Genomic DNA, 16,408 nt, shown 5'->3' with positions numbered 1-16,408 from the left:
CTGGTTGACCAACCTACCGTGGATGTATGGATGCAGCACATGTGGTGAAGGTGCAGGAGGCGAAGACACACTTGTCGAGCCTGCTCACCGAGGTCGAGGCGGGCGGCCAGGTCGTCATCGCCCGAGGCGACCGTGCCATCGCCCGCCTGGTGCCGATCGAAAGGCCGACCCGACGGATTCTCGGCGGCCTGCGCGTGAGCGTGCCCGACGAGTTCTTCGACCCACTCCCCGACGACGAGATCGCCGCCTGGGAGGGCTCGCTCGATGAAGACCTATGAGCGGGTCCTCCTCGACACCCACGCGTACATCTGGCTGGTGAGCGACCCCGACCGGCTCAGCACCACTGCCTACGAGGCCGTCATCGACATCGACACCGAGGTCTTCGTCTCGGCGGCGAGCCTCTGGGAGATCTCCACCAAGGCTCGGCTCAGCAAGCTCCCCGGCGGAGGCACCCTGGCCGCCACCTTCGAGGACCGCACACGCCTTCATGTCCTGGAGCGGCTGCCGATGGACTTCAACCACTCACGCCTCGCCGGTGAGCTCGACTGGGACCACCGCGATCCGTTCGACCGAATGCTCGCAGCTCAGAGCATGCTCGAGAACCTTCCCCTGGTGACCAAGGACAGCAGGCTGCAGGCGTACGACTCCATTCACACCGTCTGGTGACCACGTCGTCGGGGATCCCTCTCCCGGCGACGGTCAGCAGGTCTTCAGGCCCGGGGTTGCGGGGCCTTCGCGGGTGAGGGCGTCGAGGGTGAGGGCGATGGCGGAGGTGCTCATCGGGATGAGCAGGTGGTCGGAGAGGTCGAGGGCGCAGGCGTCCTGGATGCGTACGTTGGTGGTGTTCGGGCCCTCGGCGAGGAAGCCGGAGGTGTGAGGCACGACCACCTCGTCGGTGGCGGTGACGATCTGGGTGTAGGAGATGTCGCCCGGGGTCTCGTCGCCGGCGTTCAGGTCGACGAGGAACGGCGAGCCGGCCGCCTGCTGGGCACACGACTGGCACAGACCGGTGGCTCCGATCGCGGTCCCGTCCATGACGACAGTCGTGCCGTGGTTGGACGGGGCGAGGCCGACGAGATCTTCGACGTAGGCGGCGCCACCGAGGTTCTTGATGTAGTAGCGCGGCATCATCCCGCCCTGGGAGTGGCCGACGAGGGACACCTTGTCGGCGTCGGTGACCTCGCGTACGCGCTCGATGAACTCACCCAGGTGAGCGGCCGAGTCCCGGATGTCGCCGGTCGCGCGGTTGCCGTAGTCGAACGAGTAGACGCAGAACCCCGCCCGCTTCATGGCCAGCGAGATCGGGTCCAGCAGCGAGCGGCGGTCGCCGAAGGTGCCGTGAACCAGGATCACCGGCGTCGGGCGCGCTGCCGACGGCGCGCACGCCCAGTCATTGGACCCGGCAGGGTCGCCATAGGGCGACCCCGGCAGCGGGATCGCGGTCGGGCTCGACCCCGCAGCAGCGGCAGGCGGGGCCGGGAAAAGAACGAGCGCGACAGCAGCGAGAAGACTCAGCAGGAACGGGCGCATGACCGCTCAACGAACAGCTGTGATCCGCGTCACGGCCAGAAAACGCGTTGGCGGACGGCCTGTGGCGAGATCTACGATCGTCAGTGGCACCGCCGAGGAGTGACGACCCTCTGCCCCGCGGCACGGCGGCACCCGCGCGTACGGCGTATCGACGAGAGGCTGATGAGACATCAGCGAAGGTGTGGTGGCACCGCGACCTAGCCCCCGCCCACACCTCCAGGGCCTCGCCACCTGGAGGAATGATGAAACCGATAGACCGTACGCTCGCCGCCCGTCTCACCGCGGCCACACCAGGCACCACCGTTCGGCTCTGCGGACACGTGCACCGACGACGCGAGCTCGCTGCCGTGACGTTCCTCGTGCTGCGTGACCACAGCGGCCTTGCCCAAGTGGTGATCAAGCCGGCTGACGGGCAGCAGACACCACCCGAGGAGACGCCGGTCGAGGTGATCGGCATCGCCACCGCCAACCCGCAGGCGCCGGGAGGGATCGAGGTCACCTCGCCGGTGGTCACCTCTCTCTCCGACCCTGCGATCACCCCACCGGTCGAGCTCTGGCGACCCGAGCTCGCGGCCGGTCTGCCGACCCTGCTCGACCACGCGCCGGTGACCTGGCGTCATCCCGCGGTCCGGGCCCGATGGGAGCTCGCCGCGGCGTCCCTTCGCGGCTTCCGGCAGACCCTCGACGCCGCCGGCTTCACCGAGGTCCACTCCCCCAAGATCGTGGAGTCGGTGACCGAGTCGGGAGCGAACGTCTTCGAGATCGACTACTTCGGGCGGTCCGCCTACCTCGCCCAGTCGCCCCAGTTCTACAAGCAGCAGCTGGTGGGCGTCTTCGAACGGGTCTACGAGGTCGGGCCGGTCTTCCGGGCAGAGCCGCACGACACGGTGCGACACCTGGCCGAGTACGTCAGCCTCGACGTCGAGCTCGGATTCATCCGCAACCACCGCGACGTGCTCGCCGTCCTTCGCACGGTGGTGGCGGGCATGGTCGAAGGGATCACGGCGTACGCCTCAGACGCGGTCGAACGGCTGGGCGCAGCGCTTCCCGTGGTGCCGGAGGAGATCCCGGTCATCCACTTCACCGACGCGCTGAAGCTGGTCGGGGCGGCCGAGGACGAGCTTGACCTCGCTCCCGAGCACGAGCGCGCGCTCGGGGCGTGGGCTCGGGAGACGTACGCCTCGGACTTCTTGGCCGTGGAGGGCTACCCGATCGGGAAGCGGCCGTTCTACACCCACCCGCAGCCCGGTGACGAGCGCTGGACCAACAGCTTCGACCTGCTCTTCCGGGGCCTGGAGCTGGTCACCGGCGGGCAGCGCCTGCACCGGCTCACCGACTACGAGCAGGCGATCCGGGCGCGCGGCGAGGACCCGGCGGCGTACGCGTCGTATCTGCAGGCCTTCGCCCATGGGATGCCGCCCCACGGCGGCTTTGCGCTCGGCCTCGAACGATGGGTCGCTCGGCTCGTCCGGGCCGCCAACATCCGCGAGGTCACCCTGTTCCCCCGTGACCTGCACCGCCTGACGCCCTGACAGCTCGCGCCGAGTCGGCGCAATACGGTCCTCGCTTCGCTCCGGTCCGTTTGCGCCGACTCAGCTCTCGCTGAACGCTAGTTGGGGTCGGCGGGCGGCGGCTTCTCCGACTCGTCGGTGCACTCGACCTCGTCCTGCGGGATGTAGGTGGTCTTGAAGGTCTCGGTGTCGACCTTCGCGCCCGATCCGGCGTTGTAGAAGTCGCGCCAGACGTTGATCGAGAAGCCCGGGGCGCCGACGGTGTTCTCGCAGTTGCCGTCGGTGATCTTCTGCTTGCCCGGCGACTTGAAGTCGTAGCGCTCGCCGGTGCGGGCCTTGATGTCGTAGATCTTGGTGGACCACATCTCGACGGTCACCGAGCCCTGGCCGCTGGCGCTGGCGGGGTTGACCCAGGAGCGGATCAGGACGCCGTACTTGGTGTTGTTCTTGAACTTCAGGTCCAGCGAGGGCCAGGCGACGGTCGCCTCACGGCCGATCGGGTAGCGGTCGATGTAGAGCGAGTGCGCCTTGTGCTCGACATCTTGGAGACCGGCGAAGAACATCGCGTTGAACGTGGTCGTCGCCATCTGCGAGACACCGCCGCCGTAGTCCTCGCGGAAGATCCCGTTCTGGATCATCCAGCCCTTGGTGAAGCCGTTGGCGGCCGTACGTTCCCCGACGATGCCGTTGAGGGAGAAGGTGTCGCCCGGAGCGAGCACGGTGCCGTTGACCAGCTCGGCGGCGCGGCCGATGTTGACGTTGCGGTATTCGGCGTAGGGGAAGTTGGTGGTGAAGGTGGAGACCTTCTCCTTCACTCCCCAGGACTTGGCCTCCTCGGTGGTGACCTTGGGCTTGGCGACCTTCGACTTCACCTCGACGGTGCGCTCGCCCTGGGGCGCGGTGACGACGTCGAGGAAGACCGCCTCCAGGTCCTTCTGGTTGAAGGTGACACCCGGCTTGGCGGGGATGACCTTCGGAGCGCCGTTGACCATCTTGATGGTCGCGTCCACCGGCTTCGCGGCGTCGTCGGCGAGGGCCTTCTTGAGCACCTTCTTGAGCTTGCTGGGCGCCACGGAGGCCTGCAGCTCGCCGTCCTTGGGGTCGAACCGGATCGCGTCGCCGAACTCCTTCGGGGACAGCTCCACCGGGGTCTTCTCGAACTTCAGCGTGATCGGGCCGGAGACCGCCGGCGTGGCGACCTTGTCGACCGCCTCCTGGACGTCGGCCTCGTCGACGTCGGGGGTGAGCTCCGCGAGAGGTACGTCGGCCTTGCGGTCACCCTCGACGAGGAGCTGACCGGCGAGCGCGGTCCGGAGCGCCTCGTCGCTGACGCCCTCGCCGGCGACCGGCTGGGTGGTCTTGATCTTGCCCTTCTTGATGACGACGTCGCCGTCCTTGAAGGGGGTGCCGGCGCGCTTGTTCACCTTGGCCGCGACCTTGGCGATCAGCTTGTCGTCGGCCTTGATGACGGGCTCGATCTCGCCACCGCCGGTGAAGTGCTTCCACAGCTTCACCGGGCTCCAGCTGCGTACGGCGTCGGCCTTCTCGATCGTCGCCTCGGCGTCGAAGCTCAGGCCCGCGTCGGCCGGGTTGACCTCGGTCGTGCTGTCGCCGGCGGTCACGTTGATCGGCTGGCTGTGGGCCGGGGCGAACTTCTGGTCCAGCAGCGGCGTCGCCTCGTCGGCCGTCATGCCGCCGATGTCCACGCCCGCGACCGTGGTGCCCTCGGGGATCTTCTCCCCGGCCACGGCGTACGCGGCAGCCCACCCGGCGAAGGCCAGGATGGCGACGCCGCCCGCGACCGCGACGGCGACCTTGGTGCCGGTGCCGAGCGGCTTGCTCTCGGCCGCGACCGGCTGGGCGTAGTCGGGCTGCTCGAAGGCCGTCTCGAAAGGAGCAGGCTCGGCGGGCGCCGGCTCGTCCACGACGAACGGCCCGACCCCCATGACGGTCGCCTCGAGAGGCTCGTCATCGAAGTCGGGGACGTCCTGGACCTGGCGGTCGAAGGCGATCTCGGTCGCCGCGTCGTCAGCCAGGTCGGGTGCGGCGTCGGCCGCGTCCGGCTCCGGGGCGAACTTCCGGTTCTTCGAGACGAAGAGGAAGTTCTCGTCCTCCGGCAGCGGCGCGCGCTTCGGCAGCTCCGAGCGCAGCATCGTGCTGCGCAGCAGGGTCTCCTCGGCGGGATCCTCATCGGCATCGGTCGGGACCGGCGCAGCACCCGTCGACTCGGCAACACGAGCATCGATCTCGATCTGAGGGATCATGATCGTCTCGATGGCAGCATCGTCCGCGCCAGCTTGGCTGGCGTTGGACCCGGCCGCGTCAGTTTGCTTCGCGGGCTCGGGGGCCTTGGAGGCCTCGGGCTCATGGGACATGCGGGAGAGCCTAGGACCTATACCCCCCTAGGCCGAACCCGTAGCCCATCTTGGGACGTTCGTCACTTCGCGGCGAGGTCCTGATCGGCCCGGGAAGCGGTCCTCGACACGGTCGCGGCGGCCACCACGACCATCAGCACGGCCCAGAAGATCATCAGGTATCCCGCCACGTCGCCCGCGACGGCATACCCGCCCGTCGGCCTCGGCGTCGCGGCCAGCGCGACCACGATCGCCCAGGCCACGGCGTACGCGATCCTCGAGGCCCCGCGCGGCAGCACGAGCAGCGTCGCCGAGGACGCGGCCAACGCGAGCAGCAGGCCCCACCACCAGGGGTGGACCGCGACCGCCGCGACCCCGACGACGAGACCGAGGAGAAGACCGGCCCCACCACGAGCCAGGCCACCGCCGAGCGGCCTCACAACCCGGCGAAGAGGTCGGTCAGGGTGGTCCCTTCGACGTCTCCCTTGGCGATCCGGAAGTGCTCGTGGGACCACGCGGTCGTACCGAGGCTGTTGGTCATCGCGAAGATCCCCTCCTCCATGTCCATCTGGGTGGGGTAGGCGCGCATCGCGGCGACCTTCTGGTCGGCGAAGGCGGTGCCGTCGATCGCGGCGGCGATGTCGACGTCGGGAGTGGCCATCGGCAGCGGACCCTCGGGGTCCATCCCGCCGAGCGCGTCCTCGTTGCCGGCCGCGCGGGCCGCCCGCAGACCCTCGCGGATCCAGCTCTCCGCGATCGCGGTCCAGAAGATCCGGTCGATCTCGTGAGCCTCGCCGAGCTCCTTCTTGTAGGTCGGCACGGCGGCGAGATGGGCGGCGTACGTCGCGACCCGGTGGGCCTGGATGTGGTCGGGGTGGCCGTAGTTGCCGAACTCGTCGTAGGTGACCAGCACCTGCGGTCGCACCTCGCGGATGATCGCGACGAGGTGGTCGGCGGCCTCGTTGAGGTCGGCGTACCAGAAGGCGTTCTCGCGGGCGTCGGGGTCGGGGAGCGCATGGGTGCGGTCGTCGCTCCAGGTCATCCCGGAGTCACGGTAGTTGCCGAATCCGCCCAGCCAGCGGTGGTCGACCTGGCTGCCGTCGGGCGCCTTCAGGGCCGCCATCGCGTCCTCGATCTCGCCCCGGCGGTGATCGCCCAGGGCGTCGTCCCGGTCCGCGGCGAGGTGGGCCAGCTCGGGCACCAGGATCTCGCCCATCTCCCCTGCCGTGCAGGTCACCAGGGTCACGCGGGCGCCCTCGGCGAGATACTTCGCCATCGTCGCCCCCGTCGTGATCGTCTCGTCGTCGGGGTGGGCGTGCACGAGCAGCAGGCTCTTCTGTGAAGTCACGAACTCGATCCTAGGTCGGGGCGCTTTATCCGCTTGGGGTTGTCGGGGAGCTCGACGGGTTCGGGGGCGATCGAGTCGTCCGGTGCGTCCTCGGGGATGTCGAGCCAGCCGTCGTACTGGTCCACCAGCAGCTCCAGAACCATCTCCGGGGCGTCGGTCTCCACCGACCAGGGGTGGTCCTCGTCGTCGTCCTCGCCCTGGTAGCGCTCCCGGGTGACCCGGGCCGTCCAGCCCTCGCGCTCCAGCGTCGAGGCGGCCGAACGGGCGTCCTCCTCCTCGAAGAAGATGCCGCGCAGCGTGGGCCCTTTGGGCACTCCGAGTACGTGGCGGAGCGCATCGAGGAACGGACGGTCCGGCTCGAGCCAGTCGACCGAGTCGAGGTCCTCGGCCGCCAGCCAGAGGACCCGGTCGTGCTCGCGCGGCCTCGGCTCCCCCGCGACCACCCGCGCGGTGGCCGCGATCAGGCGGGCCTCCTCACCGATGGGCGCCTCGCCCTGCATCCAGTCGAGCACCTCGATCAGGCAGCCGAGCTCCTCGCCGATCTCCCGGACGAGGGCCGCCTCCGGCGTCTCCCCCTCCTCGACCTTGCCGCCGGGGAGCTCCCAGCGTCCGGCGGCCTCGGGCGGAGACGTACGCCTCGCGGCCAGCACCTGCTTGCCGTCGGCGCTGAGGATCGCCGCGGCCACTACGGTCTTGGGGCTGTTCACGTGTGAGATTGTTCCCTAGACACCCGGAAAGTGGTGTCTCTTGGGTACGCTCCAACGCCGTGCCTCGCCGTCTTCTGCTCATCGCCTGCCTGCCCCCGTCCGGGGCCCGATCATGAGCGATCAGCAGTGGCCCCCGCGGCGCCCCGGCGAGCCTCGCCCGCCCTACCGGGGGCAGCAGCCCTTCCCCGGCCCGCGGCAGCCCCAGCGACCACAGGCGCCGCCGGGACGGCCGCAGCAGCCGCACCCAGGTCAGCAACGGCCTCATCCGGGGCAGCACCAGCCCTACCCGGGCGGGCAGCGCTACCCCGAGCAGCGGCCGTACCCGGGTCAGCAGCAGCCCTATCCGCCGGCACAGCAGCCCTATCCGTCTGAGCAGCCGCCCTACGGCCAGCAGCCCTACCCGGATCAGCAGGCGTATCCGAACCAGCAGCCCTACCCGGATCAGCCGTATCCGGAGCAGCCCTACCCGGATCAGCCCTACCAAGACCAGCCCTACGCCGAGCAGCCCTACGGACACCAGCCTCCACCGGCGTACCCGCAGGGTTTCGGGCCCGGCCGGTTCGGGCCAGAGCCGCCGAAGAAGCGGCGGTGGCCGAAGGTGGTCGTGGGTCTGCTGCTGCTCGCGCTGGTCGGGGTGGGCGGCTACGGGGCGTACGACTTCTACGACCAGAGGCAGAAGTGGGAGCAGACCACGACCGATGGCCTGAACGGCGTCGGCAGCGACCTGTCGGTGGCCGTGGCGTCGCTGCGCAGCGTCGGCTGGGAGGTCACCGCCGCGGACATCGGCACCTGGCTGGAGCAGCCGGGCGCCTACGGCGACGGCCTGAGGCTGCGTACGCTGCAGGCGGACGAGGCAGGCAACAGCTTCTCGGTGGCGGGCTACCGGACCTGGCAGGACACCTACGCCAAGCGCGACCACACCACGGTCGTGTGCGCGAACATCACCCTCGCATCCGGGACCCAGAAGCCGCTGAGCGAGACGATCACGGCCTGCCCCGAGGACGTCCCGAAGACGGCCCCGGACGCCGGTCAGACCGATGCCGACGCGAACACCGGCGGGGTCACCGGTCATCTCGCCAAGCTGGCCGTCAGGGCCTCCGAGCAGCGCGCCGCCGGCGCTGCAGAGGGCAAGCTCCTCGAGGTCGCGGCACCGACGAGGCCGGTCGGCAACGTACGCGCCGACTCGACCGCGCTGGTGTGCGCGCCGGGGACGAAGGACATCGGCGAGGGCGAGGGGTATGACGAGGGCAGGCTGATCCCGGTGCGGCTCTGCGCGGTCGAGGGGCTGCCCAACACGGGCACCGAGAGCACCAAGGGCGACCCCTACTACATCGACGGCGCCGACGGCCTGACCGTCGTCAACGCCCGCATCTCCGGAGCCGCGGCAGCGCTGGTCAAGAGGGCTTCGAAGCAGGGCGTCGACCTGGTCGCGGGCAGCTCGTTCCGGACGATGAAGAAGCAGAAGGCGCTGTGCCAGGACGACGCCACCGGCGGCTGTCCGTCCGGCGACTACACCCTCACCGCGCAGCCCGGCCACTCCTCCCACCAGCTCGGCATCGCCATCGACTTCGAGCAGCCCAGCGCGACCGGCGGCAAGACCTGCGCGACGCGGGCCTCGGAGCCGGCCAGCGCGGTGTGGCGGTTCCTGAACAAGAACGCTCTGGACTTCGGGCTGAAGCAGTACTCGGCCGAGGCCTGGCACTGGGACGCGTACGGCGGGAAGGACCGCTGCGCCCCGATGTGAACATCGTGGCGCCGAGTCGGCGGATCTGACCCGTCAGGCGCGCGGCAGCCGAGCCAGCTGACGCGCCTGCGCGACCAGCTTGCCCTCGGAGTCCCAGACCTCGCAGTCCTCCTCGAACATCCCGCCCGAGAGGTTGCGGGAGAAGTGGGTGACCTTGAGCCAGCCCGGTGCCGGCTTGTGCCGGATGTGGCAGGTGAGCTCGAGCGTCGGCGCCCAACCCGGCAGCTCGAGCCCGAAGGTGACCGGCGGGAGCGCGTCGAGCACCTGCAGCAGCGAGAGCGGGTCGGGCTCGCGGTCGTGGTGTCGGAACCAGCCGGTGAAGACCGCCTCGCCGGTCGGCGCCGCGCCGCCCCAGACGAACTGCTCCTTCGGCACGCAGAGCTCGTAGCGGTCCAGCATCGGCACGAACTTCTTCATCTCCTCGGGCGCCGTGGTCGAGGAGAGGCACTCATCGAGCGGCGGCAGCTCCGGCTCGGTCGCGGTGACCCGCTCGAAGCCGCTGCTCTTGGCGTGGAGGCCGTCGAGGTCCGCGTACGTCGCCGTGGTGGTGATCCGCAGCTCTTCGCCCTGCCACAGCTCAGCGGTCGCGATGGCCAGCGAGCCCTTGTCGCGCTTGGTCTCGACGCGGACCTCCGCCGGCCCCGGGGTGCTCGCGCCGGCGTAGAAGGCGCTCAGCACGATCGGGTCCGGGTGGTTCGGCAGGTGAGCCCGCAGCGCGTTGGCGATCACGGCGAGCAGGTAGCCGCCGTTGACCCCGCCGCCGACCACCCAGCCCGGCGCGAGGTCGGCCGCGTACGTCTTCTGATCGACCCGACGGACCGCGATGTCGCGGTCGAACTCGGCCGGTTCCCTATTACCCATGGGTAATAATCTAGATCGGGACCCGATGTGGTGGACGATGGGGTCATGACCGAGACGCCATCGAAGGAGGACCCGCGGCACCCGCACTGGGTCTACCACCACGGCTCTGAGCCGGACCCGCGGTTCACGCTGGCCAACGAGCGCACCTTCCTGGCCTGGGCACGCACCGTTCTCGGCCTGCTCGCCGGCGCGGTCGCGCTGCACTCGTTCCAGATCCCCACTTCGGAGGGCGTACGCATCGGGGTGGTCGCCCTGCTGGTGCTCACCGCGATCCTGTGCACGGTCCTCGCGATGGTCCGTTGGGCACGGGTCGAGCGCGCGATGCGGGAACGGCGCCCGCTGCCGGCCTTCTCCACCGGGTTCATCCTCGCCGGGGCGCTGCTGCTCATCGCGGTGCTCCTCGGCGTCGCGCTCGTCTTCTGAGTCCCCGGCCGATCCGCTCGTCACGAGCGTGAAACATCCGTTCCATACGGTTTCGACCATGACTGCCCCCACCGTGACGGCACTGCAGCCGGGAACCGGACCGATCAGCTCCTCGACCTACCTCCCGGCCGAGGTCGACAACGTGCTGTGGGGACGGCTGCCGTGCGCGACGGACTCCCCCGTGCTGAGCGTCGCGCCGGGAACCTCGGTGACCGTCGACACGATCTCCCACGAGGGCATCCTCGAGGACCAGGGGCGGGACCCGGAGCGGTTCTTCTCGGCCCACGGCGTCTCGGAGGTCCTCTCCGACGCGGTCGCTCTCGCGGCGTCGGGCTACGAGCGGACCTTCGGAGTCGACGGGCCGCACGTGGTCTCGCGGCCGATAGAGGTCGAGGGTGCCGAGGTGGGCGACCTGCTCGCGATCACGGTGCTGGAGACGCTGCCGCGAGTGCCTTACGGCGTCGTCTCGAACCGGCACGGGCGCGGCGCGCTGCCGGAGGAGTTCCCGCGAGGCGACTCGCCGGTGCACAGCGTCTTCACGCCCGTCGTCGACGGACGTGGGGTGATCGGGCCGGCGTCGTTCGCCCTCGACCCGTTCCTCGGGATCATGGGGGTCGCCGTGCCGGGGTCTGAGCGGCCGCACTCGGTTCCGCCGGGGTCGCACGGCGGCAACATCGACATCCGGCTGCTCACGGCCGGGGCCGACCCTCTACCTGCCCGTCCAGGTCGCCGGGGCGCTGGCCTACGTCGGCGACCCGCACTTCGCGCAGGGCGACGGCGAGGTCTCGCTGACGGCCTTGGAGGCGTCGCTCCGGGCGACGCTCCGCTTCGACCTGGTCGCTCGCGAGGAGGCCGCGACGCGGTTCGGTGAGCTCGCCGGGCCGCTGGCGGAGACCTCTGAGTTTCTGATTCCCACCGGACTCGACGAGTCCCTCGACGTGGCCACGCAGAACTGCGTCCGTGCCGCGATCGCCCTGCTCAGCGCACGTTTCGGGATGGAGCCGGAGGCTGCGTACGCCTATCTCTCGGCGGCCACCGACTTCCGAATCTCCCAGGTCGTCGACGTCGTCAAAGGCGTACACGCCACGATCCGCAAGGCAGACTTCGCCCTATGACCCCTCGACATGCCGGCGCCCAGCTCAAACCGGTCCCGCACGGGCTGCTGCAGGCCTTCCGGGCGTACGAGAGCGCGCTGATGTCCGACGACGTCGCCGCTCTGGACGCGCTCTTCGCCGACTCACCGACCACCCTGCGAGGCGATGCCGCCGGGCTGCTCGTCGGGCACGAGCAGATCTCCGCCTTTCGCGGGTCGCGCGGCGGCGCGCCGAAGCGGCGCATCGTGCAGACCCATGTGCAGGTGATCGACGACGACCACGCGCTGATCGTGGCCGTCACGGAGCTCGACCGCGGCGGACGTGGGCTCCAGACGCAGCTGTGGGCCCGGGACCCGGTGCGGATCGAGTACGGCGGCTGGCAGGTCACCGCGGCCCATGTCTCGACGCCCGCGCCGGCCTTCGACACCCGGATCTGGCGGGTCGTCGGGGACCCGCTGGTCTCCTCGCACACCGCCGACGGCGCGCTCTCGGGAGAGACCGTCGCGGTCAAGGACCTCTACGCGGTCGCCGGGTTCGCGGTCGGCGCCGGGAGCCCGGCCTGGCTGGAGCAGGCGCCGACGGCGCCGTCGCATGCCGCCGCCGTCGCCGCGCTGCTCGATGCCGGGGCGTCGGTGCGCGGAATCGCGCGCACCGAGGAGTTCGCCTACTCGCTGTCGGGGCTCAACGCCCACTACGGGGCGCCGCCGAACCCGAAGGCTCCCGGGCGTATCCCCGGCGGCTCGTCATCGGGGTCGGCAACCGCGGTCGCGCTCGGCCAGGCCTCGATCGGGCTCGGCACCGACACCGGCGGCTCGATCCGGGTCCCGTCCGCCTATCAGGGCCTCTACGGGATCCGTACGTCGCACGGGGCCGTCTCGCGCGAAGGCCTGCTTCCGCTCGCCAAGGCCTTCGACACCGTCGGGTGGATGACGCGTTCGGCGTTCCTGCTGCAGGCAGTCGGTGACGTGCTGCTGCCGGAGGCTCCGGCGTCGTCATCCGTCTCGGTGGACGAGGTCCACCTGGTGCCGTCGCTGGTCGGGCTCGCCGCCGAGGACGTCGCCACCGCGGTGAACCAGGCGCTGCCCGAGGCCAAGCCGCTGGACTGGGAGGCGGCGAGACTGGACGAGTGGCGCCAGGCCTTCGTCACCGGGCAGGCCTACCAGGCGTGGCAGGCCCACGGGGCCTGGCTCGAGACCCGGCTCGACACGCTCGGTGAGGCGGTGCGCGGGCGGTTCGAGATGGCCCGGTCGGTGACCCGGGAGCAGGCCGCCGAGGCGCGCACCGTGCTCGCGCAGGCGCGTACGGAGATCCTCGACGTCGTCGGCGACCGCATCCTCGCCTACCCGAGCGCCTCGTCGGTGGCACCGACGGCGGCCGACGCCGCCGGGGTGCGCGACGACACCATGCGCCTCACCTGCGTCGCCGGGATCGCCGGCCTCCCCGCCGTCTCGATTCCGGTACGCACCTCCACCAACCTCCCGGCAGGGCTCTGTCTGGTCGCGGCACCCGGCCGCGACCGCGACCTTCTCGCCCTGGCCCAGAGCTTCGCGGGGTAGCCGCCGGGGCGTTACACAAAGGCAACCTGCGTTGCGGACGCCGAAACGCTCGTTTCATAGGCTGCCCTGGTGACCATGACGCTCGCCGAGTTCCACGCCCTGCCCGCCGACGAGGCGGAGAGCGTCGTCGCACCCTGCGTCGCGATCCCCTCGTGGGCGGCCGGGCTGGTCGCGGGACGGCCCTATACGGACATCCCGGACCTGCTCGCCGCCGCGAGGCAGCTGGCCGCGGCCTGGACCGACGAGGAGGTCGAGGGCGCCCTGGCCGACCACCCAAGGATCGGGGAACGGCACTCCGGAGACGGGGCGAGCGCGGCGCTCTCCGCCCGTGAGCAGGCCGGGGTCGACCCCGCCGACGCCGAGGTGCAGGCGCGGCTTAGGGCGGGGAACGCGGCCTATGAGGAGCGGTTCGGGCGGATCTACCTGGTGCGCGCGGCCGGACGCAGCGCCGAGGAGATGCTCGCGCTGCTCGAGGAGCGGCTGGAGAACGACCCGGCTACCGAAATCGCGGTGACCAAGGGCCAGCTCGCCGAGATCGCGCTGCTCCGGCTGCGAGGCTTGGTGGCATGACCACCGTCTCCACGCACGTCCTCGACGCCGCCCTCGGCCGGCCGGCCGCCGGGCTCGCGCTCTACCTCACCCTTCCCGACGACAGCGCGCGCACCGCGACCACCGACGCCGACGGGCGGGTGCGGTTCGATGGCGAAGTGCCGCCCGGGCCGCACATCCTGACCTTCGAGACCGGGCCGTGGTTCGCCGAGCAGGATCGCGAGACCTTCTTTCCCGAGGTGACCATCGGGTTCACCGTCACCGCCGGCGAGCACCACCATGTCGCCCTCCTGCTCAGCCCGTTCTCCTACACGACCTATCGAGGAAGCTGATGTCGATCACTCTTGGCCCCAACCAGCACGGCAAGGCGGAGGTACGCCTGGTCAAGGTCGACCGGGAGGGCGCACGGCACACGATCCACGACCTGAACGTGTCCACCCAGCTCAGGGGTGACTTCGCGACGGCCTTCACCGAGGGTGACAACGTGCACGTGCACGCCACCGACACCCAGAAGAACGTGGTCTACGCGAAGGCCAAGGAGCTCGGCATCACCTCGCCGGAGGCGTTCCTGCTCGACCTCACCGCCTACTGGGCCGATCAGCCGTGGGTGACCGGGTCGGTGATGAAGGCGGAGTCCTACTCCTGGGACCGCATCCCGGCCAACGAGTTCTCGTTCGCCCGGCGCGGTCAGGAGACACGTACGGCGGTGGTCAACAGCTACGGCGAACGAGAGTTCGTTCTGTCGGGCCTGACCGACCTGGTGGTGCTCAAGTCGACCGGTTCGGAGTTCCACGGCTTCCCGCGCGACCACTACACCACCCTCGCCGAGACTACCGACCGGATCCTGGCGACCTCGGTCACGGCCTGGTGGCGCTGGGAGACGCATCCGGAGGACTGGAACGAGGCCTACGACCGGATCCGCGCGATCATGCTCGACACCTTCGCCGAGGTGCACTCGCTCGCGCTGCAGCAGACCATCTACGAGATGGGCAGGGCCGTGATGGAGGCCTTCGAGGGGATCGCGGAGTTCAAGATCTCCTGCCCCAACAAGCACCACTTCCTCGTCGACCTCTCCCCCTTCGACCTCGACAACCAGAACGAGGTCTTCTTCGCCGCCGACCGGCCCTACGGGCTCATCGAGGCGACGCTGCAGCGCGACGGATCGACCGAGCCGGACGCCTGGGCCTCGGTGCCGGGCTTCGCGTGATCGGCATGACCGTGAGCACGACTCGGGCGGACCAGCGGATCGACCGGCGAATCGCCGCGAACTACCAGACGCTCTCGCCCCAGGAGCGCAAGGCGGCCGACACGCTGCTGGAGCATCTCGACGACCTGGCGACCTACCGCGCGGCCGAGCTGGCCTCGCTCGCGGAGGTGTCCAAGGCGACGATGAGCCGACTCTTCCGCTCGCTGGGATTCGACGGCTTCGACGAGGTACGCGACCACCTGCGGGGGCTGCGTACGGCCGGCGAGCCGCGACGGGTCGAGGGCGCTCCGGACCTGAGCGCCCACGCCGAGGGTGAGGCAGCCGCGATCACGCGGGTCGTGGAGCAGGCCGGCATCGCCGAGGCGATCGTGGCCATCGCCAAGGCGAGCGACGTGATGGTCGCGGGCTGGCGCAACTCCTACCCGGTCGCGCTCCATCTGCGCCAGCAGCTCACCCAGACCCGCGAGCGGGTGACGCTCGCGCCCGCTCCCGGGCAGGTCATCGGCGAGGAGCTGGCCGAGCTCGGCGAAGGATCGGTGGTGGTCGCGGTCGGGCTGCGGCGCCGGCCGCCGGGCTTCGGCGAGTTCGTCGACGCCGCCGCGGCCTCCGGAAGCACCGTGATCGTGATCGCCGACCCGACCGGAACGGTCCACCTCGTCCGTGCCGACATCGCGCTGGAGTGCCCGGTCCAGGGCGCTCTCGCCTTCGACTCCCTGGCCGCGCCGATGTCGCTGGCGAGCGTGCTCGCCGACGGCGTACTCCATGAGCGGGGGCGGGCCGGACGCGACCGCGTCTCGACCATCAGCGCCACCTACGACCGGCTCCACGAGGTCGAGTGATGTCGAGGAGCAGAATGACAGTAGGAACATCGATCCTCGGGCCTGTGCGAGGGGGACTGGGCATGACGGACACCATGTGGCTGGAGCAGGCCGTAGCGCTGGCCGTGCGCAACGTGAACAACGGCGGCGGCCCGTTCGGCGCCATCATCCTGCGCGACGGCATCCTGCTGGGCACGGGCCAGAACCGGGTCACCCGCGACCTGGACCCGAGCGCCCATGCCGAGATCGTCGCGATCCGTGCCGCCTGCAAGGAGGCCGACAGCTTCTCGCTAACCGGCTGCACGCTCTACACCTCGTGCGAGCCCTGCCCGATGTGCCTGGCGACCGCACTGTGGGCGCGCCTGGACCGCGTCGTCTACGCCGCCGACCGTGACGACGCCGCCAAGGGCGGGTTCGACGACCGCGCCTTCTACGACCTGTTCGGAACCGGCCGCGCCAACGAGCACCACGACTGGCCGACCCGCGTCGACGAGCTGCGGATCCCGCAGGCGTACGACCCGTTCGACGCCTGGCTCGCGAAGCAGGACCGCACCGACTACTGACCGTCGAGACGTCACTCCCGTCGGCCGAGTGGGCATCGGATCGCCCACTCGGCCGCCCGGGGGGGGGGGGAGCGGGGCGGGCGGGGCGGCGCCGGGGGAGGGGGGGGGGCAACCCCAACCCCGCCGCCCGGCCGGCGCCCCGG

18 protein-coding genes and 1 pseudogene are annotated in these 16,408 nt (G+C 70.5%); 13 read left to right on the top strand and 6 right to left on the bottom strand.

Annotated elements, in window-relative coordinates:
- Positions 1 to 26: 26 nt before the first annotated feature.
- Both ABT304_RS29160 and ABT304_RS29155 read left to right on the top strand, forming a co-directional pair.
- Entirely contained in the window at positions 27 to 278 is a 252-nt protein-coding gene (locus tag ABT304_RS29160; protein ID WP_350720710.1) for a type II toxin-antitoxin system Phd/YefM family antitoxin, read from the top strand.
- On the top strand, positions 265 to 666 hold the full coding sequence (locus ABT304_RS29155; RefSeq protein WP_350720708.1) for a type II toxin-antitoxin system VapC family toxin: 402 nt from the start codon (positions 265 to 267) through the stop codon (positions 664 to 666). The genes ABT304_RS29160 and ABT304_RS29155 overlap by 14 nt, the downstream gene beginning before the upstream one ends.
- 33 nt (positions 667 to 699) lie before the next feature.
- On the opposite strand, the gene ABT304_RS29150 is transcribed toward ABT304_RS29155, so the two are convergent.
- Entirely contained in the window at positions 700 to 1,530 is an 831-nt protein-coding gene (locus ABT304_RS29150) for an esterase/lipase family protein (protein ID WP_350720706.1), read from the bottom strand.
- A 242-nt stretch (positions 1,531 to 1,772) separates the two neighbouring features.
- Between ABT304_RS29150 and aspS the strand changes: the two genes are divergently transcribed.
- A complete protein-coding gene (gene aspS, locus ABT304_RS29145) occupies positions 1,773 to 3,062 on the top strand; it encodes an aspartate--tRNA(Asn) ligase (RefSeq protein ID WP_350720704.1) in 1,290 nt (429 codons plus the stop codon).
- 77 nt (positions 3,063 to 3,139) lie between these two features.
- On the opposite strand, the gene ABT304_RS29140 is transcribed toward aspS, so the two are convergent.
- From ABT304_RS29140 to ABT304_RS29125, 4 genes are all read right to left on the bottom strand, one after another.
- Positions 3,140 to 5,416, bottom strand: coding sequence for a VanW family protein (locus tag ABT304_RS29140; protein ID WP_350720702.1), 2,277 nt, complete (start codon positions 5,414 to 5,416; stop codon positions 3,140 to 3,142).
- Between the two features lie 62 nt (positions 5,417 to 5,478).
- The gene (locus ABT304_RS29135) at positions 5,479 to 5,835 is read right to left on the bottom strand and encodes a hypothetical protein (protein WP_350720700.1); all 357 of its coding nucleotides are present in this window, start codon (positions 5,833 to 5,835) and stop codon (positions 5,479 to 5,481) included.
- Entirely contained in the window at positions 5,832 to 6,743 is a 912-nt protein-coding gene (gene mshB / locus ABT304_RS29130; protein WP_350720698.1) for an N-acetyl-1-D-myo-inositol-2-amino-2-deoxy-alpha-D-glucopyranoside deacetylase, read from the bottom strand. Before mshB ends, ABT304_RS29135 begins: the two co-directional genes overlap by 4 nt.
- Positions 6,740 to 7,450, bottom strand: a complete 711-nt coding sequence (locus tag ABT304_RS29125; RefSeq protein ID WP_350720697.1) for a (deoxy)nucleoside triphosphate pyrophosphohydrolase — start codon at positions 7,448 to 7,450, stop codon at positions 6,740 to 6,742. Before ABT304_RS29125 ends, mshB begins: the two co-directional genes overlap by 4 nt.
- 112 nt (positions 7,451 to 7,562) lie before the next feature.
- Here ABT304_RS29125 and ABT304_RS29120 point away from each other — a divergent pair, with 112 nt between their 5' ends.
- Positions 7,563 to 9,194: a M15 family metallopeptidase gene (locus ABT304_RS29120; RefSeq protein ID WP_350720696.1), complete on the top strand. Its 1,632-nt coding sequence runs from the start codon at positions 7,563 to 7,565 to the stop codon at positions 9,192 to 9,194.
- Between the two features lie 33 nt (positions 9,195 to 9,227).
- On the opposite strand, the gene ABT304_RS29115 is transcribed toward ABT304_RS29120, so the two are convergent.
- Positions 9,228 to 10,055: a thioesterase family protein gene (locus ABT304_RS29115; protein ID WP_350720694.1), complete on the bottom strand. Its 828-nt coding sequence runs from the start codon at positions 10,053 to 10,055 to the stop codon at positions 9,228 to 9,230.
- A 45-nt stretch (positions 10,056 to 10,100) separates the two neighbouring features.
- Here ABT304_RS29115 and ABT304_RS29110 point away from each other — a divergent pair, with 45 nt between their 5' ends.
- The 9 genes and pseudogenes from ABT304_RS29110 to ABT304_RS29070 all read left to right on the top strand — a co-directional run bounded on the left by ABT304_RS29110 (position 10,101) and on the right by ABT304_RS29070 (position 16,265).
- Positions 10,101 to 10,478: a YidH family protein gene (locus tag ABT304_RS29110; RefSeq protein ID WP_350720692.1), complete on the top strand. Its 378-nt coding sequence runs from the start codon at positions 10,101 to 10,103 to the stop codon at positions 10,476 to 10,478.
- A 58-nt stretch (positions 10,479 to 10,536) separates the two neighbouring features.
- Positions 10,537 to 11,037 (top strand): annotated as a pseudogene (locus ABT304_RS29105) (acetamidase/formamidase family protein); the annotation flags it as partial.
- A 70-nt stretch (positions 11,038 to 11,107) separates the two neighbouring features.
- On the top strand, positions 11,108 to 11,593 hold the full coding sequence (locus tag ABT304_RS29100; RefSeq protein ID WP_350720765.1) for an acetamidase/formamidase family protein: 486 nt from the start codon (positions 11,108 to 11,110) through the stop codon (positions 11,591 to 11,593).
- A complete protein-coding gene (locus tag ABT304_RS29095) occupies positions 11,590 to 13,128 on the top strand; it encodes an AtzH-like domain-containing protein (protein ID WP_350720690.1) in 1,539 nt (512 codons plus the stop codon). Before ABT304_RS29100 ends, ABT304_RS29095 begins: the two co-directional genes overlap by 4 nt.
- Before the next feature lie 75 nt (positions 13,129 to 13,203).
- Complete coding sequence (gene uraD, locus ABT304_RS29090) at positions 13,204 to 13,698, top strand: 2-oxo-4-hydroxy-4-carboxy-5-ureidoimidazoline decarboxylase (protein WP_350720763.1); 495 nt, start codon at positions 13,204 to 13,206, stop codon at positions 13,696 to 13,698.
- Entirely contained in the window at positions 13,695 to 14,009 is a 315-nt protein-coding gene (gene uraH, locus ABT304_RS29085; protein WP_350720688.1) for a hydroxyisourate hydrolase, read from the top strand. The genes uraD and uraH overlap by 4 nt, the downstream gene beginning before the upstream one ends.
- A complete protein-coding gene (gene pucL, locus ABT304_RS29080) occupies positions 14,009 to 14,884 on the top strand; it encodes a factor-independent urate hydroxylase (protein WP_350720686.1) in 876 nt (291 codons plus the stop codon). The genes uraH and pucL overlap by 1 nt, the downstream gene beginning before the upstream one ends.
- Positions 14,885 to 14,889: 5 nt before the next feature.
- Positions 14,890 to 15,723 carry a MurR/RpiR family transcriptional regulator gene (locus tag ABT304_RS29075; RefSeq protein ID WP_350720684.1) on the top strand — a complete coding sequence of 278 codons (834 nt, stop codon included), beginning with the start codon at positions 14,890 to 14,892 and terminating at the stop codon, positions 15,721 to 15,723.
- 62 nt (positions 15,724 to 15,785) lie between these two features.
- Positions 15,786 to 16,265, top strand: coding sequence for a nucleoside deaminase (locus ABT304_RS29070; RefSeq protein WP_350720682.1), 480 nt, complete (start codon positions 15,786 to 15,788; stop codon positions 16,263 to 16,265).
- Positions 16,266 to 16,408 lie beyond the last annotated feature (143 nt).

The organism is Nocardioides sp. NPDC000445 (assembly GCF_040300245.1).
In the GTDB taxonomy this organism is placed as follows: domain Bacteria; phylum Actinomycetota; class Actinomycetes; order Propionibacteriales; family Nocardioidaceae; genus Nocardioides.
Note: the sequence above shows the minus strand (reverse complement) of the source record. Positions and strands in the feature narration are given on the sequence as shown.